The 21593-nt window shown below is 67.9% G+C and carries 17 protein-coding genes; 12 read left to right on the forward strand and 5 right to left on the reverse strand.

Annotated elements, in window-relative coordinates; translation table 11 throughout:
* Positions 1 to 14 precede the first annotated feature (14 nt).
* The 3 genes from G3N96_RS00870 (at position 15) to G3N96_RS00880 (ending at position 3823) form a co-directional block, all read left to right on the forward strand.
* Positions 15 to 1472: an FAD-dependent oxidoreductase gene (locus G3N96_RS00870; protein ID WP_206135892.1), complete on the forward strand. Its 1458-nt coding sequence runs from the start codon at positions 15 to 17 to the stop codon at positions 1470 to 1472.
* A gap of 106 nt (positions 1473 to 1578) precedes the next feature.
* Positions 1579 to 2769: an MFS transporter gene (locus G3N96_RS00875; RefSeq protein ID WP_206135893.1), complete on the forward strand. Its 1191-nt coding sequence runs from the start codon at positions 1579 to 1581 to the stop codon at positions 2767 to 2769.
* Positions 2770 to 2902: 133 nt separating this feature from the next.
* The gene (locus G3N96_RS00880) at positions 2903 to 3823 is read left to right on the forward strand and encodes a LysR family transcriptional regulator (RefSeq protein WP_124581464.1); all 921 of its coding nucleotides are present in this window, start codon (positions 2903 to 2905) and stop codon (positions 3821 to 3823) included.
* 19 nt (positions 3824 to 3842) lie between these two features.
* Here G3N96_RS00880 and G3N96_RS00885 read toward each other — a convergent pair whose 3' ends face one another.
* Entirely contained in the window at positions 3843 to 4673 is an 831-nt protein-coding gene (locus G3N96_RS00885) for a helix-turn-helix transcriptional regulator (protein ID WP_206135894.1), read from the reverse strand.
* A gap of 238 nt (positions 4674 to 4911) precedes the next feature.
* On the opposite strand from G3N96_RS00885, the gene G3N96_RS00890 reads away from it, so the two are divergent.
* The 4 genes from G3N96_RS00890 to G3N96_RS00905 all read left to right on the forward strand — a co-directional run bounded on the left by G3N96_RS00890 (position 4912) and on the right by G3N96_RS00905 (position 10856).
* Positions 4912 to 6645 carry an amidohydrolase gene (locus G3N96_RS00890; RefSeq protein ID WP_206135895.1) on the forward strand — a complete coding sequence of 578 codons (1734 nt, stop codon included), beginning with the start codon at positions 4912 to 4914 and terminating at the stop codon, positions 6643 to 6645.
* Between the two features lie 223 nt (positions 6646 to 6868).
* Positions 6869 to 7984 (forward strand): polyamine ABC transporter substrate-binding protein, encoded by a 1116-nt coding sequence (locus G3N96_RS00895; protein ID WP_124581471.1) that lies wholly within the window; start codon positions 6869 to 6871, stop codon positions 7982 to 7984.
* A 98-nt stretch (positions 7985 to 8082) separates the two neighbouring features.
* Complete coding sequence (locus G3N96_RS00900) at positions 8083 to 9663, forward strand: DUF3138 family protein (RefSeq protein ID WP_206135896.1); 1581 nt, start codon at positions 8083 to 8085, stop codon at positions 9661 to 9663.
* A gap of 116 nt (positions 9664 to 9779) precedes the next feature.
* Complete coding sequence (locus G3N96_RS00905) at positions 9780 to 10856, forward strand: C45 family peptidase (protein ID WP_206135897.1); 1077 nt, start codon at positions 9780 to 9782, stop codon at positions 10854 to 10856.
* Positions 10857 to 10939: 83 nt separating this feature from the next.
* Here G3N96_RS00905 and G3N96_RS00910 read toward each other — a convergent pair whose 3' ends face one another.
* From G3N96_RS00910 to G3N96_RS00925, 4 genes are all read right to left on the reverse strand, one after another.
* A complete protein-coding gene (locus G3N96_RS00910; RefSeq protein ID WP_206135898.1) occupies positions 10940 to 12325 on the reverse strand; it encodes an MFS transporter in 1386 nt (461 codons plus the stop codon).
* 182 nt (positions 12326 to 12507) lie between these two features.
* Positions 12508 to 13365: a hypothetical protein gene (locus tag G3N96_RS00915; RefSeq protein ID WP_206135899.1), complete on the reverse strand. Its 858-nt coding sequence runs from the start codon at positions 13363 to 13365 to the stop codon at positions 12508 to 12510.
* A 47-nt stretch (positions 13366 to 13412) separates the two neighbouring features.
* Entirely contained in the window at positions 13413 to 13781 is a 369-nt protein-coding gene (locus G3N96_RS00920; RefSeq protein WP_206135900.1) for a hypothetical protein, read from the reverse strand.
* A gap of 31 nt (positions 13782 to 13812) precedes the next feature.
* Positions 13813 to 14205 carry a helix-turn-helix domain-containing protein gene (locus tag G3N96_RS00925; protein WP_206135901.1) on the reverse strand — a complete coding sequence of 131 codons (393 nt, stop codon included), beginning with the start codon at positions 14203 to 14205 and terminating at the stop codon, positions 13813 to 13815.
* Positions 14206 to 14341: 136 nt separating this feature from the next.
* Between G3N96_RS00925 and gstA the strand changes: the two genes are divergently transcribed.
* The 5 genes from gstA to G3N96_RS00950 all read left to right on the forward strand — a co-directional run bounded on the left by gstA (position 14342) and on the right by G3N96_RS00950 (position 21573).
* Complete coding sequence (gstA, locus tag G3N96_RS00930; protein WP_206135902.1) at positions 14342 to 14974, forward strand: glutathione transferase GstA; 633 nt, start codon at positions 14342 to 14344, stop codon at positions 14972 to 14974.
* A 98-nt stretch (positions 14975 to 15072) separates the two neighbouring features.
* Positions 15073 to 15456, forward strand: coding sequence for a hypothetical protein (locus G3N96_RS00935; RefSeq protein ID WP_124581481.1), 384 nt, complete (start codon positions 15073 to 15075; stop codon positions 15454 to 15456).
* A 92-nt stretch (positions 15457 to 15548) separates the two neighbouring features.
* Positions 15549 to 16841, forward strand: coding sequence for a TolC family protein (locus G3N96_RS00940; protein WP_206135903.1), 1293 nt, complete (start codon positions 15549 to 15551; stop codon positions 16839 to 16841).
* Positions 16842 to 16852: 11 nt separating this feature from the next.
* Positions 16853 to 18370 carry an efflux RND transporter periplasmic adaptor subunit gene (locus G3N96_RS00945; protein WP_206135904.1) on the forward strand — a complete coding sequence of 506 codons (1518 nt, stop codon included), beginning with the start codon at positions 16853 to 16855 and terminating at the stop codon, positions 18368 to 18370.
* Positions 18367 to 21573, forward strand: coding sequence for an efflux RND transporter permease subunit (locus tag G3N96_RS00950; RefSeq protein ID WP_206135905.1), 3207 nt, complete (start codon positions 18367 to 18369; stop codon positions 21571 to 21573). The genes G3N96_RS00945 and G3N96_RS00950 overlap by 4 nt, the downstream gene beginning before the upstream one ends.
* Positions 21574 to 21593 lie beyond the last annotated feature (20 nt).

Here is a 21593-nt window from a genome sequence, read left to right on the forward strand (position 1 = left end):
TGATGGCTGGGATCATGGAAATGGAAGTCAAGACAAGAGAGACTGCACCGGAGCAGGCGCACGCAATGCGTGGCGCGCCGGTCGCACTGGGCGTCGAGGCGGCGCTCGCGAATACGAAGCTGTTCCCGTACTGGCTCGACAACCCGGCGGCGCCGGCCACCGAGCCGGAACTCGTCGGCGACGTGACGGCCGACCTGCTGATCGTCGGCGGCGGCTTCACGGGGCTGTGGGCGGCCGTGCAGGCGAAGGAGCAGATGCCGCACCTGAACGTGGTGCTGATCGAGGCCGGCAAGGTGGCGCACGGTGCATCGGGCCGCGCGGGCGGGATCATCTCGACGTCGGTGATGCACGGGCTGCCGAACGCGGTGCGCGTGTTCCCGAACGACATCGCGCAGCTCGAGGCATTCGGCCATCACAACCTCGACGGCTTCGAGGACACGCTGAAGCGCTACGACATCGACGCCGATATCGAGTGGAACGGCGAGATGACGGTGGCGGTCGATCCCGAGCACATCGCGCACCTGAAGGGCGACTACGACCTGCATCGCGAGTACGGCCACAACGTCGTGCTGCTGAACCGCGAGGAAACGCTCGAACAACTGAATTCGCCGCTGTTCGCGGGGGCATTGTGGTCGCGCAACCGCAGCGGCATCGTGCATCCGGCGAAGCTCGCGTGGGGGCTGAAGCGCGCGGCGCTGACGCTCGGCGTGAAGCTGTACGAGCACACGCCGCTCGTGACCGTGAGCGACGAAGGCAGCACGGTGTTCGTGACGACGCCGAAGGGCAGCGTACGCGCGCCGCGCGTGGTGTTCGGCAGCGGCACCGCGAAGGTCGGGATTCCCGACATCAACCGCCGCGTGATGCAGGTGCGCGACCACGTGCTCGCGACCGAGCCGCTCACCGACGAACAGCTCGCACGGATCGGCTGGAAGAACCGCCAGGGCGTGTACGACACGCGCACGCAGCTCAACTATTTCCGGCTGACGAAGCACAACAACATCATCTTCGGCGGGCTGGTGAGCTATCACTTCGACGGCGACCCGGAACCGCACCAGGACGGCCAGCGCGAAACGTACTACCGGCTCGCGGAAGCGTTCTATCGCACGTTCCCGCAGCTGTGCGACGTGCGCTTCTCGCACGCGTGGGGCGGCCCGATCGACTACTGCTCGCGCGGCTCGGTGTTCGCGAAGCGCTATCTCGGCGACAAGGCCGTGTTCGTCGCCGGCTATACGGGCTTCGGCGTCGCGGCAAGCCGGTTCGGCGCGTTCATGGGGCTGAACATCCTGTTCGACCGCGACAGCCCCGAGCGCAAGCTCGACATCGCGAACCAGAGCCCGAGCTACATCCCGCCCGAGCCGATGCGCTGGGTCGCCGCGAAGATCACGTTCCATGCGTTCGACGGCGCGGATGCGGAAGGCGGCTGGAAGCGCGCGTGGATCAGCGGCATCAAGGCGATGGGCTTCCCGATGTAGACGACGACGGGGCGGCCCCGCGCCGGGGCGCCCCGTCATGGCGGCACGACAAAAAACGATCCCGAGAGGACACGGTCCGCGCCGCGGACACGGAGAGAGACACCAGATGAATGTAGTCAACCTGCAGGATGAAGCGCGACAGGAAAGCGCGCTGTTCGTCGTCGTGATGCTGCTGCTCGGCATGCTCGGGCCGACGGTTTTCCTCGGCCTGCCCGCGATCGTCGGGCAGGTCGAGCGTCATTGGGGCTTCGGCGAAGCGGCGCTCGGGCTGTCGAGTTTCATCGAGGTGCTCGGCGAATCGACCGGTACGCTGCTCGTCGCGTTCGTGCTCGGCCGCCAGCCGGTGCGGTGGGTGCTCGCGGGCGCGGTGACGCTCGCGGCCGGCGCGAACCTCGGCACGCTCGCGACGCACGGGCTCGTTGCATATTCGACGTTGCAGTTCATCGCGGGCGTCGGCTCGGGCGGGCTGAACGGCATCGCGCTGCGCTACCTGTCGTATTCGCGCGCGCCGGAACGCAATCTCGGGATCATGCTGATGGGGCAGGTGACGTGGAGCATGGTGCTGCTCGCGACCATCTTCCCGATGCTGAGCGACGCATGGGGCGCGCACGGCGTGTTCGGCTTCGTCGCGTGCGTGCTCGGCGTGTTCGTGCTCGCGACGCCGCTGTTTCGCCGCGGTGAGACGCTGGCCGCACCGGCGCCGGACGGCGTGGCCGGCCGCATCGACCGCAAGGGCGCGATGCTCGTGCTGTGCGCGCAGCTCGCGCTGTATGGCGGCGTCGGCGTCGTGTGGACCTTCCTCGAGAAGATCGGCACCGCGGCCGGCCTGAGCGGCCAGTCGGTGTCGCTGGTGCTCGGCGCCGCGAACATCGCGAGCCTCGTGATCTGCGCGGCGATGCCGAAGCTCGGCGCGGGCGCGGGCCTGCGCCGCTGGGCGCTCGTGAACCTCGGCGGCTGCGCGGTCGCGGCCGTGCTGCTCGCGCTGCCGGCCTCGGCCGTGACGTTCACGCTCGGCGCGATCGTGTTCATCGGCTGCTGGACAGGCGGCGCGCTGCTGATCTACGCGACGATTCCGCAGTACGACCTGGTCGGCAAGTCGGCCGCGTTGTCGCCGGGCTGCGTCGCGCTCGGCTATGGCGTCGGCTCGGTCATGGGCGGCTCGCTGATCGAGCGCGCGGGCACGCAGTCGGCGCTGGTCGCGGCGATCGTGCTGTGCGCGGTGGCGTTCCTCTGCTACCGGCGGCTGCGGCCGGCCGTGTTCGGCAGGGAGCGCGGGCTCGCAGTGGCATCTGAATGACGGTGGCGACGCGCACCGCTGCCGATGGCGGTGCGCGTCCGGTTCGGTTCATCGGCGTAGGCGGCGAGCGTGACGTGCGAGGCGCGTCGGGCTGGCCGGCCGGGTAACGCGCACACGCGCAGCGGCTTGAAGCATGTTCTCGAATACTTCCGATCTCGATCTCCGGCTCATCCGGGTCTTTCTGGCCGTCGTCGACGCACGCGGCATCACGGCCGCCGAGGCGTCGCTCGGCGTGCGGCAGTCGACCATCAGCACGCAGCTGTCGGCGCTCGAAGCGCGCGTCGGCTTCAAGCTGTGCGATCGCGGGCGCGGCGGCTTTCGCCTGACGTCGAAGGGCGAACGCTTCGCGGCCACCGCGCGCACGCTCGTCGCGGCCACCTCCGAATTCGTCGCGCGGGTGCGCGACATCGACCGCAAGCTGGTCGGCACGCTGTCGATCGGGCTGATCGGCCAGGCGCCGCTCGTCGAGAACGCACGCGTGGCCGATGCGATCGGCGCATTCCGCAAGCGCGACCAGGCGGTCACGTTCGCGATGAAGGTCGCGTCGCCGCAGGAGCTGGAGGAAAGCCTCGTCAACAACCAGCTCGATCTCGCGATCGGCTATTTCTGGCATCGCGTGCCGGGGCTGCTCTATACGCCGCTGTTCACCGAGCAGCAGGTGATCTACTGCGGGCGCGGGCATCCGCTGTTCCATGCGTCGCGGCCGGCGACCGCGGACGACCTGCAGCTTCACGACTGGGTCTGGCGCACCTATCCGGTGCCGGAGGAGCAGTATCCGCTGCCCGAGCGGCGCGTGACCGCGAGCGCGGACAGCATCGAGGCCGCGACGATCCTGATCCTGTCGGGCGGCCATCTCGGCTATCTGCCCGCGCATTATGCGGAGCCGTTCGAGCAGCGCGGGCTCGTGAAGGCGGTGGGCCGCACGACGTTCAGCTTCGACGTGCCGCTGCATCTCGCGATGAAGCGCAGCGCAAGCGACAAGCCGATCGTCGACGCGTTCTGCGAGGACCTGCTGCGCGCGTTCAACATCAAGGCGGCCGCGCTGGCCGCTTAGGGCCACGCACGCCGCGCGTTCAGCAGTCCACCAGCACCCAGTCGAACAGCTCGCGGCGCGTGCGCACGCCGAGCTTCGCGAACGCGCGCTTCACGTACGACTCGGCCGTCGACAGCTTCACGTCGAGCTGCTGCGCGGCCTCGGGCACCGAGCGCCCGCACAGCATCAGCCGGCAGATCTCGTGCTCGCGGCGCGACAACTGCACGTCCTGCCGTTCCAGGCGCGCGTCGAAGCCCGCCTGCGACGCGGTATTCACCGCCCCCGACGCCACGCGCCGCGCCGCGCAGCTGCGCGCATGCAGCTCGAACATCGGGAACAGCAGGTCGACCATCTGCCGGAAGTGGAACAGCTCGTCCATCGTGAACGCGGGCCGCCCGACGGTGCGCGCCAGCCCGAGTGCGTATTGCAGGTGCGCGTTGCCGTGCACGAGCATGCATTCCTGCTCGATGCCCGGCTCATCGAAGATCCGCCGGCGGAACTCGCCGTGCGCGATCCCTTCCACGTGGCGCTGCACCAGCAGCGTGCCGGCCTGGCCGCGCAGCGGCGCGACCAGCGGATCGGCCTGGCAGTAGTCCTGGTAGTAGACATCCATCACGCGCAGCGTGTCGGCCGCGAAGCGCAGGCTGCCGCTGCCGAGCCATTCGACGACGAAGCCCGACGTGCTGCCCGTATCGGCGCGCCAGCGTTCGAGGTGCACGGCGTCGGCGTCGATGCTGTCGTTGACGAACTCCGTGACCGCGCCGACGAAATCCGGCGTGCCGACCGCGCGCAACGTCGCGCCGAGCGTATCGGGGCGCACACCGATCAGGTAGTGGCCGCGGGCGGCCGGGTCGGGCTGGAGAAGTCGCATGGTCGGGCGTGGGCGGTCAGGGGACAGCACGACGTTACGCGAACGATAACCGCGCGTCAGCCGGGAATTCACCGAATCAACCCGACCCATTTCGTGCGTTGTCCCCAAAACGATGACAAGACCGTGCGCGCGGCGGCCGGAATTCGTCCAAGCCCCGGCGGCGGGGGGGCATACCGCCGTGAATCGTCTGCCTATAGTGAAAGCACTTCGAAAACCTGATCAACAGAAAGGACAGGCCATGCAGATGCAACCGACGCCCGCCGCCGTCAAGGATTCGGCACCGGCGGATTTCGTTCTCACCAACGCGAAGGTCTACACCGTCGATCCGCACAAGCCGTGGGCACAGGCGGTCGCCGTGCGCGACGGCAGGATCGTCCACGTCGGCGACACGGCGGCCGTGCAGGCGTACGTCGGCGCGGATACGAAGGTCGTCGACGCGGCCGGCCGGCTCGTGCTGCCGGGCTTCGTCGAATCGCACTGGCACTTCGAGACGACCGCGTTCGCGTTCCAGGCGTTCGTGAACCACGAGAATCCGCAGCAGGTGCTCGCCGCGCTGCGCGCGTACGTCGAGTCGCATCCGGACGAGCCGGCGATCACCGGGATGGGCTGGGTGCAGGCGACGATTCCGCCGGCGCTGCTGCGCAAGGAGACGCTCGACGCGATCTGTGCGGATCGCCCCGTGTGCCTGCTGTCGACCGATTTCCATTCGATGTGGGTGAACTCGAAGGCGCTGGAAATCGCCGGGATCGACGCGTCGACGCCGCCGGTGCAGGAAGGCGCGAGCTGGTTCGAGAAGGATGCCGTGACGGGCGAGCCGACCGGCCTGATCGTCGACGGCGCCGCGTATTCGTTGCTGATGCAACGGATCAGCGCGGCCGGCCTGCTGCCGACCGGCATCGACCTGTACCTGAAGTCGATCCCGCCGTGGCAGAAGAAGCTGTGCGCGGCCGGCGTGACGACCGTGTTCGACGCGGGCTTCTTCGATCCGAGCGGCGACCAGTCGCTGCTGTACGAGACGCTGCAGACGATGGAGCGCGCGGGCGACCTGAAGCTGCGTGTGGTGGGCAGCGTCGCGGTGATCGGCGAGATCGACGATCCGGTCGGCACGCTCGTCAAATACCGCGAGCAGTACGATTCGCCGCTCGTGAAGGCGCGCGCATTGAAGCTGTTCCTCGACGGCACGGAAGCGAACCACACCGCGTACCTGCTCGAGCCGTACGCGGACCGCCCCGACACCTGCGGTGCGCCGACGATGCCGGCCGACACGTTCAACCACTACCTGGTCGAAGCCGATCGCGTGAACGCGAACGTGATGGTGCATTGCGTCGGCGACGCGGCCGTGCGGATGGCGCTCGACGGCTTCGACGCGGTCAACCGCACGAACCCGCCGCGCGACCGCCGCCACGTGATCACGCATGCGTTCCTCACGCATCCGGACGACATCCCGCGCTTCCGCCGCGCGGGCGTGATGGCGAACACGCAGCTGCAGTGGGGCGTGGTCGACGCGTACACCGAGCAGCTGCACGACCACTACGGCCATGAGCGCTGGAGCAACATGTACAAGTTCCGCACGTTCCTCGACGAAGGCGTGACGGTGTCGATCGGCATGGACGGCCTCGCGTGCCAGTGCCGCTGCCAGCACAAGCCGCTCGAGCACATCGAGTCTGGCCATACGCGCCAGCTCGCGGGCGAGCCCGATGCGCCGGTGTTCCCGGACCTCGCCGAGCGCCTGAGCATTCCGCAGCTGATCGCCGCGTACACGATCCACGGCGCGTACCAGCTCGGGATGGAGCACGAGGTCGGCTCGCTCACGCCCGGCAAGCGCGCGGATCTCGTCGTGCTGGAGCACGACCTGTTCGAGGTCGGCCAGTACGACATCGGCCGCATCGACGTCGCGCTGACGATGATGGACGGCCGTGTCACGCACGTGGGCGAGGATTTCGGCATGCGCACGGGCGTGCAGGCATCCTGATCGGTTTGCGGTTTTTGATTGGCGTGACGACGCGGCGAAGGAAGCTTTCAATTCGCTTCCGTGTTGTGCCGATCGGGGCATCCGCCCGGAACCGGATGCCCCGATTGTGCGGCGTGTCCCCCTAACGGCAGGGCAGACCGGCCAATTTCCTCTGGCTACATTTTTCCGGACCGAAGCACACACCGTTCATCGCGAGCGGATCATGATATCGACGGAGGAAACCATGGCAGGGGATTGGAGCAAGCATCTGAAAACGGCATGCGCGGCGCTCGCGCTGGGCGGCGCGCTGTGGGCCGGCGTGCCGGCGGCGCATGCGGCGGACGTCGTCAACGTGTACAACTGGGGCAACTCGATCGGCAAGGCGACGATCGCGAACTTCGAGAAGGCGACCGGCATCAAGGTCGTCTATCAGGAGTTCGATTCGAACGAGACGCTGCAGGCGAAGCTGCTGTCGGGCACGTCGGGCTACGACGTCGTGGTGCCGTCCGACATCTTCTGGGCGCGGCAGCTGCAGGCCGGCCTCTACCGCAAGATCGACAAGAGCCAGGTGCCGAACTACGGGCTGCTCGATCCGGACATCATGAAGGTGCTCGCGAAGGACGATCCGGGCAACCAGTTCGGCATTCCGTGGACATGGGGCACCGACGGGCTCGGGATGAACGTCGAGAAGGTGAAGGCCGCGCTCGGCAACGACGCGCCGCTCGACAGCTGGGCGCTGCTGTTCGACCCGAAGTACGCGCAGAAGCTGAAGCACTGCGGCATTTCGGTGCTCGATTCGCCGGTCGATGCGTTCGGGATGGCGTTCGTCTACCTGAAGAAGGATCCGAACACGACGAACCCGGCCGACTACCAGGCCGCATACGAGCTGCTGAAGACGGTGCGGCCGTACATCACGCAGTTCAGTTCGAGCAGCTACATCAACGACCTCGCGGGCGGCGACATCTGCGTCGCGCTCGGCTGGTCGGGCGACGTGAACGCCGCGCGGATCGCGGCCGCTTCCGCGAAGAAGCCGTATCACATCAAGTACGTGATCCCGACCGAGGGCAGCGCGATGTGGTTCGACATGATGGCGGTGCCGAAGGATGCGCCGCATCCGGACGCCGCGCTGAAGTTCGTCAACTTCGTGCTGTCGGAGAAGGAGAGTGCGAACCTGACCAACGACACGTCGTATCCGTCGGCCGTGCCGTCGTCGAAGCACCTGGTGCGCGCCGACGTGACGAGCGATCCGGCCGTGTTCCCGCCCGCCGACGTGATCCGCAAGCTGAGCCTCAGCAAGCCGGTTCCGCCTGAGCTGATGCGTCTGCAGAACCGTCTCTGGACGAAGCTGAAGACCGAGTAAGCCGGCCGCCGCTTCTCCCCACTCCCGCACACCTTTCGCGCGCCCCGCCGCTCATCGCGGCGGGCGGGGGCGCGCGCGTCCCGACGACCACCCACACCATGAAAATCACACACATGACGGCGCTGTGCCTGCTGGCGTTCGAAGCCGCCTCGGCATTCGCGCACACGCCGCAGGCGACCGACGCGAGCCGGATGAAGGCGCTGCAGGCGCAGGTCACCGCGCTGCAGCAGCAGGTGAACGCGCTGCGCGCGAGCATGCTGGCGGCGAAGCCGGCCGGCGCGGCAACGACGGCCAATGCCGCCTCGGGCGGCACGCAGATCGGCTCGATCAACACGTCGGCGGCCGCTGCACCAGCCGCCGATGCGGCGCCGGCATTCACGAACGACGACCTGCAGCAGATGCGCGAGCAGATCGCGAACGCGTCGCTGAAGGTCGACTCGCTGCAGGAAGCGGCGACCACCGGCCCGCTCGCGGGCCTGAGCATCACCGGCTACGTCGATCCCGTGTACCTGTTCAACCGCGCGCAGCGCACGTCCGGCTTCCAGTTCCTGAACCACGACCCGGGCGCGTACGACTACTTCAACAGCACGATCGGCGACGTCTACCTCGACATCAAGAAGACCTTCGGCGTCGGCCCGATGGCGCCGGCGGCGGAAATCGTGATCCAGCCTAACCGCGGCTTCGGCAACGTGTTCAGCAACGCGCACGGCGGCGTCGGCAACAACATCATCACGCAGGCGGTGGTCACCGTGCCGCTCAGCACGACGCGTACCTTCGAGATCGGGATGATGCCGAGCCTCGCCGGCTACGAGGTGCAGCCGTCGACGCAGATGCTGACGCTCACGCACGGGCTGCTGTACGACTTCAGCGAGCCGGGCAACCTGATCGGCGTCGGGCTGAAGGGCTCCAACGCGGCGATGACGCGCTTCTGGCAGGTCGTGATCGGCAACGAGGTGCTGCGCACGGCGGGCGCGATCGCGAACGCAGCGAACAACACGACGAAGACCAACTGGACGCCGACGATCACCGCGCGCTTCGACAACGCGACGTCGACCGCCTTCGACTTCGGCATTTCCGGGATGCTCGGCCGGCAGTCGCTGTTCTCGCCGTGCGCGCAGGCGGGCGGCTACGGCTACCAGTGCAATGGCTCTTCGCCGACCGGCCTCTACAAGTACGTGGAAGCCGACGTGACCTATACGCACGACAAGACGCAGGTCAACGCGCAGGCGGACTACGGCGAGCTGCAGAAGGGCGCGTGGAACGGCGGCACCGCGCGCTGGTACGGGATGTCGCTGCTCGGCCATACGAAGTGGACGACGTCGTGGGTCGGCCGCATGGGCGCGACACTGCGCTTCGACTACCTGAACAACACGTCGAACGGCGGCGGCGGCACCAACATCCAGTACGGGCTCGCGGGCGGCAATCCGTCGGTGAACGGCTCGAGCGGCTTCGGCATCGATCCGGCGTGCTTCCAGGGCTCGTCGACGAACGGCACCGAGTGCAAGGGCGCGCAGCGTTATGCGATCACGGCCGACCTGCTGTTCTATCCGACGCAGCAGATCACGGTGAAGCTCGAATACCGCCGCGACGCGGCGAACCACCCGGTGTTCCTGAAGAGCAACGGCACGTATGCGCGCAGCAACGACCTGGCCGGGATGCAGTTCATCTATTCGTTCTGACCATTCTGACCGTGCTCGCCGTTCCGGCCGGCGTGCGTGCCGGTCGGGCGGCTGCGCGATGCATCACGTTCCGGGCCGCGCAGGCCCGGAACGCATTCAACCCAGGAGATTTGACCTTGAAGCTGCACACCTTCGTGACCGACATCACCGATCCGCGCGAGCGCGGCCGCCTGATCGGCGAGCGCTTCGCGCCGGCGATCCGCGAGACGGTCGCGCTGTATCTCGCGTTCTTCCCGAAGCTCGGCATCGCGCCGCAGCGCGCACGGGAGATCGGCGAAGCGAGCCTTGCCGCGCTCGGCGCGTGGTGCCCGCGCCTCGCCGCCGAAGTCGAGGCGATCGCCGACGGCGTCGACCTGCCGCGCTGGCAGCTCGCGTGCCTGAACGCACGCACCGAGATTCTCGCCACCGCACCCGCATCGGCCGAAGGCGAGTGCTCGACGACCGTATACGCCCCGGCCGGCCCGCAAGCACCGCGCACGCTGCAGACGTGGGACTGGCACGACAGCCTCGCGCCGCAGGGGCTGCTGATGCAGATCGCGACGCCGCACGGCCGCACCGTCAAGCTGTTCTCCGAATTCGGGATGCTGGCGAAGCTCGGCGTGAACAGTGCGGGCCTCGGGCTGCACTTCAACATCCTGCATCACGCGAGCGACAACGACAGCGCCGGCGTGCCCGTGCACGCGATCGCGCGGCGCCTGCTCGAAGACGCGACGACGGTGCAGGAGGCGATCGACATCGCGCGCACCGCACGCGTGAGCGCGTCGACGGTGCTGACCGTGTTCACGCGGCACGACGCGAACCCGCGCGCGGCGAGCATCGAGTTGAGCCCGTCAGGCGTGGGTGTGGTGGTGCCGCGTCCGGACGGCTGGCTGCTGCACACGAACCACTTCCTCGATCGCGCGCTGAGCGGCGGCGAGTGCATGCCCGACAGCTCGACCACGCGCGAGCGCTTCGCGCACCTGAACGACGTCGTGAGCGGGATGACGAGCGCCGACGTACGCGAGCGCGCGGCGGCGATGTGCGGGGCGGCCGGCGACCAGGCCGTCGTGTGTTTTCATCCGGACCTGTCGATGCCCGACACCGAGCGCTGGGAAACGCTGCTGACCGTCGGCATCGATACCGATACGTGCGCGCTCGACTACGTGGCGGGCAATCCGCACGACCTCGCGCGGGATGGGGCTCGGCGGTTCTGACGTGATGCACGACGCACGACGCGTGGTCAGCGGTAGCGGTAGAGCCGGGCGGCACGCGCGGGCCGCCCGTGCGTTGCCGACGCTTATGCGTCGATGCGCTCGACCTTGCCGACCAGCAGCCCATACGACAGGCTGCCGGCGAGCGCCATCGCGGCGATATAGGTGATTGCGTGCGAGAAGTCCGCGCCGTTCACGAGCAGCCCGATCACGATCGGCGTCGCGATCGCTGAAAGATTGCCGATCAGGTTGAACACGCCGCCCGTGAGGCCGATCAGCCGCGCGGGCGCGAGCCCCGAGACGAGCGACCACGTGATCGACGCGAAGCCGTTGCCGAAAAACGCGATCGTCATGAACGCGATCACCCAGCCGGTTGACGTCACGTAGTTCGCGCCGATGATGCAGGTCGAGATCAGCAGCCCGGAGATGATCGGCAGCTTGCGCGCGAAGCCCTGCGACGCGCCGCGGCGCATCAGCCAGTCCGACAGCACGCCCGAGCACAGCACGCCGACGAACGCGGCGAGGAACGGCAGCGACGCGAGGAAGCCGGACTTGATGAAGTCCATCCCCCGGTACTTGACGAGGTAGGTGGGGAACCACGTGAGGAAGAACCACAGCGTCGAGTTGAGCGCGAACTGGCCGAGATAGATGCCCCACAGCTTGCGCCGGCCGAGCACGACGCCGAGGTCGCGCCACGTCGACGGTGCGCGTTCGGTGCGCGCCGCGACGCGGTCCTCGAGATCGACGAGGCCGCCGCCGTCGCGGATCAGCGTGATCTCGGCCGCGTTGACGCCGCGAAACGCGCGCGGCTCGCGATACACCGCATACCAGATCGCGGCCCAGACGATGCCGGCGAGGCCGGTCGCGACGAACACCATGTGCCAGCCGAGATGCACCTGCAGCCATGCGAGCACCGGCGTGAGAAACGCGAGGCCGACGAACTGGCCCGACGTGTAGCCGCCGATCGCGCTCGCGCGTTCGCGGGTCGGGAACCAGGTCGTCACGACGCGGTTGTTGATCGGATAGGCAGGCGCTTCGAGCGCGCCGACCGCGAGGCGCAGCACGATCAGTCCGACGAACGAGCCCGCGAAACCGAGCAGCAGCGTCGCGGCCGACCACAGCGCGAGTGCACCCGCATACAGCACGCGCGGCGACACCTTGTCGACGAGCCAGCCGCCCGGGATCTGCATCAGCGCGTAGGTCCAGCCGAACGCGGAGAACACGAGGCCCGCGCGCACCGGATCGATGTTGAGTTCCTTGAACAGCGCGGGCGCGGCGATCGACAGGTTGCTGCGGTCGAGATAGTTGATCACGACGGTGACGAACAGCAATGCGAGGATCAGCAGCCGCTTGCGGCTGGGCGCCGTTGTCTGCGCCGCGGCTGCACGGGCGGCAGGATCGGATGCGATGCCGGCATGTGCGGGCAACTGTTCCGGCGGATTGGCGTGGGTGCGCGACGCGGAATGAGCCACGGTTGTCTCCTGTGTTCTGTGCCAGGCCGTCACCCGCGAGCGGGGCGGCCGAATCGAATGGCGTTGGGGCGAACGTTAGAGCCGTGGCGGGAAGTGCGTCAACATTTGAGCAGGTATCCCTATTAATGGGACGTAGCGCGCTCAATATCTGGGAAAAGGCGGCGGTCGCGCCGCCGCCTGCATCAGTTGGCCATCGCTTCCTTCGCGCTGACCCAGCCCTGCACCGCACCGGCGTGCGGGTTGCGATACCGCACCTTCAGCCACTGGAAATCGGCACTCGCGTCGATCAGCTCGACCGTGTCGCCCGCGACGACGTAGCGGCGCGTCGGGTCGTCGTTCATTGCATCGTGCAGCGGCAGGCGCGCCGGACGCACCTTGAACGTGACGGTGCCGCCGCCGTACGCGTCGGGGCGGCGCGACACGCGCTTGCCTTGCGCGTCGTAGGTCAGCAGCATCGACGACGGGCCGGAATCGGTGTCGAGCAGGTCGCGCAGGTCGTCCGGTATCGCTTCGCTGGACTGGTACAGATACAGCTTGCCGCTCGCGTCGAAGCGGTACGCGTCGGTGTACCAGATCGGGCCGCCGCGGCACGCGCTGTACAGCGTGCGTTCTTTCGGCTTCGCGACCACGTTGATCAGGTCGTCGCAGTTGCCATGCGGCAGGTTGCCCGCCGGCATGTGCAGCAGCTCGAACTGCTGGCGTGCGGCGTCGTACAGGTAGATCCCGTAGCTGTCGTTGACCATGCCGAGCGTCGCGTGCATGGCGAGATCGCGGTGGCCGTCGAAGTTGTAGTCGTCCGACGAGAGGTGATAGTGGCCTTCCTCGTCGCTGGCGGTGACGTCCAGCGTTTGTGTCTTGCCGCTCGGCAGGAAGCGCACGGTGATGTGCGCGCTGTCCGCGCGTTCGACGCGAGCCGTGACGGTGTCGTCGACCTTGAACGTGAGCAGCGGCTTGGCTGCGTGCGCGGCAGGCGCGAGCGATGCGCAGGCGGCGAGCAGCAGCGTGGTCGCGGCGAGGCGGGGAAACGGAGAGCACGTCATGAGCAGGCGTAAGAGCGAAAGTCGAGGAAGAACCGGCTGGCGACTGCCTAGCCGCGCGTGCTGTCGTCCTGAAAACCGTTCTTGCCGCCGAAGATCTCCTTCAGCGCGGCGCGCAGCGTGACCGGGTCGTATTGGCCGGGCGCGAGATGGATCACGTAGCGCGTCTGGCCGTCGAGCCGCGCGGCGAGGGCGGGTTCGATCTCGACGTCGATCGTGTCGTCCGTCAGGCGCACCGACAGATCCTTGACGCGCGCGTTGACCTGGTCGCGCACCATCACCTCGATCAGCGCGTCGTCCGGAAAGCGCGACAGCGCGAAGCAATAATCCTGCTCGGCGTCGTGACAGTAGATGTTGGCGAAGCTTTCGTCGTCGTCGAGATCGGACGTCGCCGCGCCGATGGTGGCGTGAAGTTCCATGAGTGTGGGTTCCTGCGTAGGGGAGTCGGGGTTATCGGGTGGAATGGTGTGCTGTTTCGATGGCGGCTGCCGCATCGGGCGCGACGCCGATATCGCACGACGCATCGGCATCGCGCGCCTTCAGCCACAGGCCGAATTCGCGCATGACTTCAACGACGGGCCGCAGCCGGTCGCCGTCGGCGGTCAGATCGTACTCGACCCGCACCGGCACTTCCGGATAGACGGTCCGACGCACGAGCCCGGCGTCTTCCAGCGCGCGCAGGTCGAGCGTCAGCATCCGTTGCGAGATGCCGGGCATGTCGCGCCGCAGGTCGCTGCAGCGCCGCGGCCCGTCGAGCAGATACGACACCAGCAGCAGCCGCCAGCGGCCGCCGAGCAGGCGCATCGCTTCTTCAACGGAACATCCTGTCGCACTCGTTTTCATCGCGCCGAATCCTGGTCGGTAAATTTTTTGTGACTACGGCACAAACGACTGCCGTCTTCTCAGCCTTGCGCCGATGCGAGATATTAGCGCCCGCGTCGCGGCGAATCGATACATGGACAACCCACGAAGGACACGCATGAAGCTCTATCACGCTCCCGGAAGCTGTTCCCAGGCCATCTGCATCGTGCTGCACGAAGGCGGCATCGACGCGGAAGTCATCAAGGTCGACGCGCGCAAGCATGTCATTGAAGACGGGCGCAATTACTACGACGTGACCGAACTCGGCTACGTGCCGCTGCTCGAACTCGACGACGGTACGTTGCTGCGCGAAGGGCCGGTGATCGCGCAGTATCTCGCGGATCTGTGTCCGCAGGCGGCGCTCGCGCCCGCCTACGGCACGCTCGCACGCTATCGGCTGATGGAGTGGCTGAACTTTCTCACGGCGGAAATCCACAAGGGCTTCATTCCGCTGCTGTACGCGGTGCAGGCGGGCAAATACGTCGACCCGGCGAGAACGAAGCTCGACAGCCGTTTTGCGTGGATCGATCGCGAGCTCGACGGCAATACGTTCCTGATGGGCGACACGTTCACGGTCGCCGATGCATACCTGTTCGCGCTGACGGGGTGGGGCAAGGCCGAGTGGATGCGGTCGGTGTACCACGCGGATATCGACCTGACCGGCTATGCGCATCTGCGTGCATGGTACGAGCGGGTGCGGGCGCGGCCGGCGGTGCAGGCGGCGCTGGAGGCCGACGGGCTGGCGCGGTAGCGTGTTGCGGCCGTGGCCGTGGTGGAGTCGGCGCGTCGTTTCACCGTATCGACGCCACGCCACGCCGCACAGCAAAACCCCGCGCTATAATCCCCGCCATGAAATTCCTCCGGACCGTCATCCTGCTGCTGCTTTGCGCGGTGCTGCCCATCAGCGGGCTGGCAGCCAGCGGGCTGGCCGGGGAATGTCCGATGATGCAGCAGGGCATGTCGATGTCGATGGACACGGACGCCGGCATGTCCGCCGACATGCCGGGCTGCGATTCGATGCAGTCGTCGCCCACTGACAAGTCACACGCGAAAGCGAAGGGCATGTCCTGCAAGCTGACGGCGCAATGCCAGTTCGGCAGTCTCTATCATCCGGCCGCTCGCGCCGAAGTCAGTCGTCCCGCTGCCTACGCCAGCACCGTCGCGTTCCATTACGCGCAAATCCTCCCGGTCCGCGATCCGAACGGATTGTGGCGCCCTCCACGCCTCAACTGATCCCGATCCGATAGGTTCGCCGCATTCGCGGTGAGGTTCGTCCTGTATCAGGACGTGGAATCCCTATGGGGTTCCGCCGTTGGGGTTCAACCATGTCATTCCATCCCGGCACGCCGCTTGCGCGGCGTGCACGTCGGCGCGCGCCCATGCTATGGGCGGCGCTGCTGGTGGCGGGCGCCGTTCACGCGCAGCCATCGCCTGTCACGCTGGATGCCGCGCTGCAGTCCGCCACCAATCATTCCGCTTCGATGCAGGCCGCGCAGGCGTCGGTGCGTGCGAGCGCGGAGGCGGCCGTGAAAGCCGGCCAGCTGCCCGACCCGATGCTCAAGGCCGGCATCGACAACCTGCCGGTCAATGGCGGCCAGCGCTTCACCGTCGGCCAGGACTTCATGACGATGCGCCGCATCGGCATCGAGCAGGAGTGGGTGTCCGGCGACAAGCGGCGCCTGCGCTCGGCGCTCGCCAACGAGCAGGTCGGGCGCGAGCGCGCCGGCTATCTCGCGCAGCTCGCGAGCGTGCGCCAGCAAACCGCGACGGCCTGGCTGAACGCCGTCTACGCGAAGCAGGCGCTCGCGCTCCAGCAGGCGCTGCTCGATCACATGAACCACGAGCTTGAAGCGACGAAGGCGTCGTATCGCGGCGCGAAGGCGAGTGCGGCCGACGTCGTCCAGGCGCGGGCCATGCTCGCGCAGACGCAGGATCAACTGCTGAAAGCGCAGCAGGTCTACCAGACCGCGCTCATCGCGCTGTCGCGCTGGACCGCCGTGCCGGTCGACGACGTTGCGGGCACGCCGCCCGCGCCGGAGTCGTTCGTGTCGTCGCTGCCACCGGACGAGTTGCGGCTGTCGCAACCGGCGCTGATCACGGCCGCCGACGATATCGCGGTGGCCGAAGCCGATACGGCCGTCGCGAACAGCGAACGCAGCCCGAACTGGACGTGGGAAGTCGCGTACCAGCAGCGTGGCGGCGCGTATTCGAACATGGTGTCCGTCGGCGTGACGATCCCGCTGCCGCTCAATCGCAAGAACCGCCAGAACCGCGACGTCGCCGAAAAGGCCGCGCTCGCGACGAAGGCGCGCCTGATGTACGAGGACACGCTGCGCCAGGTGCAGGCCGACATCCGCACGCAGTCCGCGACGCTCGCGAGCGGTCGTGCGCGCATCGCGAATCTCGGCGACGCATTGCTGCCCGCCGCCGACCAACGCGTGCAACTGGCGAACGCGGCCTACCGTGCCGGCACCGGCTCGCTCGCCGATACGTTCGCCGCGCGCCGCGCGCAACTGGAGGCGCAATTGCAGGTGCTCGATCTCCGGCGCGAGGTGTCGCAGGTCTGGGCACAGCTCGAATACCAGGTCGTGCCGTCGACGCTGGCCGCCGCGCAATAAAGGAGAACGACATGACGAAGCAAACATGGGCCCGCGCGGCCGTGCTGGCGTTCGCCGGCGCCGCGCTGCTCGGCACGGGCTATTTCGTGGGCGCACGCCATGCGGCAAGTGCCGCGACTGACGCCGCCGCGTCGGCCTCGACCGGCCAGCCCGGTTCGACGAGCGGACGCCAGGTGCTGTACTGGCACGACCCGATGGTGCCGAACCAGCACTTCGACAAACCGGGCAAATCGCCGTTCATGGACATGCAGCTGCAGCCCGTCTACGCGGACGAAGGCGGCGGCGCGTCCGGCATCCGGATCGATCCCGGCCTGCAGCAGAACCTCGGCATCCGCTATGCGACCGTGCGCCGGCAGCAGACGGCGGCCGGATTCGATGCGGTGGGCACCACGCAGTTCGACGAATCGCGCGCGGACGTCGTCCAGTCGCGCGTGACCGGCTACATCGACCGTCTCTATGCGCGCGCACCGATGCAGCGCATCGCGAAGGGCGCGCCGGTGGCGTCGCTGTTCGTGCCCGACTGGCTCGCGCCGCAGGAGGAATACCTCGCGCTCAAGCGCGGCGGGATGGACGCCAGCCTGCTCGATGCATCGCGTGCACGGATGCGGGCGCTGTCGATTCCCGACGGCATGATTGCTAGCCTCGATCGCACCGGCCGCGCACAGACGCATGTCGTGCTGACCGCACCGGAAACCGGCGTCGTCAGCGAGCTGAACGTGCGGGACGGCGCGATGGTCGCGCCCGGTCAGACGCTCGCGAAGATCGCCGGGCTGTCGACGCTGTGGCTCATCGTCGAGGTGCCGGAAGCGCTCGCACTGAACGTGCAGCCGGGGATGGCGGTCGACGCGACGTTCGCGGGCGACCCGGCGCGGCACTTCACCGGACGCATTCGCGAAGTGCTGCCCGGCATCAGCACGAGCAGCCGCACGCTGCAGGCGCGCGTGGAGATCGACAACGCCGCGCTGACGCTCACGCCCGGCATGCTGATGCGCGTGCAGGTCGCCGCGCGGCAGACCGTATCGCGCCTGCTGGTGCCGTCCGAGGCGGTGATCGCGACCGGCAAGCGCTCGATCGTCATCGTGAAGAACGGCGATGGCCGGCTCCAGCCGGTGACGGTGACGACGGGCAACGACGTCGGCGGCGACACCGAAGTGCTCGGCGGGCTGAACGAAGGCGACACGGTCGTCGCATCGGGGCAGTTCCTGATCGATTCCGAGGCGAGCCTGAAAAGCGTGCTGCCGCGGCTGGAAAGCGGCGCCGGCGCAAGCGGGGCTGCGGCGACGCCGATCGCGGCGGCACCCGTCTACGAAACCACCGGCAAGGTCGAACAGGTCACGGCCGACGACATCACGTTCTCGCATCAACCCGTTCCGGCGCTCGGCTGGGGCGCGATGACGATGGCGTTCGGCAAGCCGTCGGCCACCGCGTTCCCGGACGTGAAGCCGGGCCAGACGGTGCGCTTCGCGTTCACGCCAGGCGACGACGGTTACCGGCTGACGAAGGTCGAACCGCAGGGAGGCGAACGATGATCGCGCGCATCATTCACTGGTCCGTCCACAACCGCTTCCTCGTGCTGCTCGCCACCGTGCTGATCGCCGCATGGGGCGTTCATTCGCTGCGGCAGACACCGCTCGATGCATTGCCCGACCTGTCGGACACGCAGGTGATCGTGAAGGCGTCGTATCCGGGCAAGGCGCCGCAGATCGTCGAGGATCAGGTGACTTACCCGTTGACGACCACGCTGCTCGGCGTGCCCGGCGCGAAAACCGTCCGCGCATATTCGTCGTTCGGCGACGCGTTCGTCTACGTGCTGTTCGACGACCGCACCGATCCGTACTGGGCACGTTCGCGCGTGCTCGAATACCTGAGCCAGGTGCAGAGCCGTCTGCCTGCCGGCGCGACGGTTTCGCTCGGGCCGGATGCGACCGGCGTCGGCTGGGTCTACGAGTACGCGCTCGTCGATCGCACCGGCCGCCACGATCTCGGGCAACTGCGCGCGCTCAACGACTGGTTCCTGAAGTTCGAGCTGAAGGCAGTGCCCGATGTGTCGGAAGTCGCGAGCATCGGCGGCATGGTGCAGCAGTACCAGGTCGTGCTCGACCCCGACAAGCTGCGCGCGTACGGCATCACGCAGGCGGAAGTCGCGAGCGCGCTCGGCAGCGCGAACCAGGCGTCCGGCGGCTCGGTCGTCGAGCTGGCGGAATCGGAGTACATGGTGCGCTCGACCGGCTACCTGCGTACGCTCGACGATTTCCGGCACGTGGTGCTGCGCACGAACGACGCCGGCACGCCGGTGCTGCTCGGCGACGTCGCGCGCATCCAGGTCGGCCCGGCGATGCGACGCGGGATCGCCGAGCTGAACGGGCAGGGCGAGGTGACGGGCGGCGTCGTCGTGATGCGTTCGGGCAAGAACGCGCTGACCACGATCGACGCGGTGAAGGCGAAGCTCGCCGACCTGAAGCGTTCGCTGCCGCCCGGCGTCGAGATCGTCACGACCTACGATCGCTCGCAGTTGATCGAGCGCGCGGTGGGCAACCTGAAGGACAAGCTGATCGAGGAGTTCGTGATCGTCGGGCTCGTCTGCGCGGTGTTCCTGTTCCACCTGCGCAGTGCGTTCGTCGCGATCCTGGCGCTGCCGCTCGGCGTGCTGGCCGCGTTCATCGTGATGCGCTACCAGGGCGTGAACGCGAACCTGATGTCGCTCGGCGGGATCGCGATCGCGATCGGCGCGATGATCGACGCGGCGATCGTGATGATCGAGAACGCGCACAAGCATCTCGAAGCGTACGACCACGCGCATCCTGGCGAGCCGATCACGGCCGCGCGACGCTGGGAACTCGTCGCGACGTCGGCCGCGGAAGTCGGGCCCGCGCTGTTCTTCTCGCTGCTGATCATCACGCTGTCGTTCATCCCGGTGTTTTCGCTTGAAGGGCAGGAAGGCAAGCTGTTCGCGCCGCTCGCGTTCACGAAGACGTACACGATCGCCGCCGCCGCCGGCCTGTCGGTGACGCTGGTGCCGGTGCTGATGGGCTATCTCGTGCGCGGCCGCATTCCGCACGAGCACGCGAACCCGATCAACCGCGTGCTGATTCGCGCGTACCGTCCGCTGCTCGAAGCGACGCTCCGGCGCCCGTGGGTCGCGATCGGCATCGCGGTCGTCGCGCTGGTGCTGACGGCCGTGCCGCTATCGCGGCTCGGCGGCGAATTCATGCCGCCGCTCGACGAAGGCGATCTGCTGTACATGCCGACCGCGCTGCCCGGCATCTCCGCCGACAAGGCGAGCGAGCTGCTGCAGCAGACCGACCGGCTGATCAAGACCGTGCCCGAGGTCGACACGGTGTTCGGCAAATCGGGCCGCGCCGATACCGCGACCGATCCCGCGCCGCTCGAGATGTTCGAGACGACGATCCGGTTCAAGCCGCGTAGCGCTTGGCGGCCCGGCATGACGCCGGAGAAGCTCGTCGACGAACTCGATCGCACGGTGAAGGTGCCGGGCCTGTCGAACGTGTGGGTGCCGCCGATCCGCAACCGGCTCGACATGCTGTCCACCGGGATCAAGACGCCGGTCGGCGTGAAGATTTCCGGGCCGGAGCTGGCCGGCATCGACGCGATCGCGAAGCAGGTCGAGGCCGCGGTGAAGCCCGTGCCGGGTGTGACGTCCGCGCTCGCGGAACGGCTGAACGGCGGCCGCTACATCGACGTCGACATCGACCGGCTCGCCGCCGCGCGCTACGGGCTGTCGGTGGCCGACATCCAGTCGGTCGTGTCGACGGCGGTCGGCGGTGACGACGTCGGCGAAGTGATCGCGGGGCGCGAGCGCTTCCCGATCAACCTCCGCTACCCGCGCGAGGTGCGCGATTCGGTCGAGAACCTGCGGCAGCTTCCGGTCGTCACCGCGCGCGGCGCGCAGATCCGCCTGGGCGACGTCGCACGCATCGCGATTGCCGACGGCCCGCCGATGATCCGCAGCGAGAACGCGCGACTGTCCGGCTACGTGTACGTCGATCTCCGCGGCGTCGACCTGAGCACCGCAGTGCGCACGATGCAGCAGGCCGTCGCACAGCAGGTCGCGCTGCCGCCCGGCTATTCGATCGCGTGGTCGGGGCAGTTCGAGTATCTCGAACGCGCGGCGGCCAAGCTGCGCACCGTCGTGCCGGTGACGCTCGTGGTGATCTTCGTGCTGCTGTTCCTCACGTTTGGCTCGGCGGCCGATGCGCTGCTGCTGATGTCGACGGTGCCGTTCGCGCTGGTCGGCGGCTTCTGGCTCGTGTGGGCGCTCGGCCACGCGGTGTCGGTCGCGACGTCGGTGGGCTTCATCGCGCTCGCGGGCGTGGCCGCCGAATTCGGCGTCGTGATGCTGCTGTACCTGAAGGGGGCGCTGCAGCGCCGGCTCGATGCCGGCGAACCGTTGACCGATGCGCTGCTGCTCGACGCGATCCGCGAAGGCGCGGTGCTGCGCGTGCGGCCCAAGGCGATGACGGTGGCCGTCGTGCTCGCCGGCCTCGTGCCGATCATGGTCGGGCACGGCGCCGGTTCCGAAGTCATGCAGCGCATCGCCGCGCCGATGGTCGGCGGCATGGTCACCGCGCCGCTGCTGTCGATGTTCGTCATTCCCGCCGCCTGGCTCCTGCTGCAGCGCCGTCGTGCGCGAAGCGCGGGCCATGCGTGGCATTCCGAAGCAGTTCCTCACGGCACGAACGTGCCATCCATCCCAACCGGAGAATCCCGATGAAGAAGTTGATTACCGTCACC

It is taken from the genome of Burkholderia sp. Se-20373, assembly GCF_017104705.1.
Classification (GTDB): domain Bacteria; phylum Pseudomonadota; class Gammaproteobacteria; order Burkholderiales; family Burkholderiaceae; genus Burkholderia.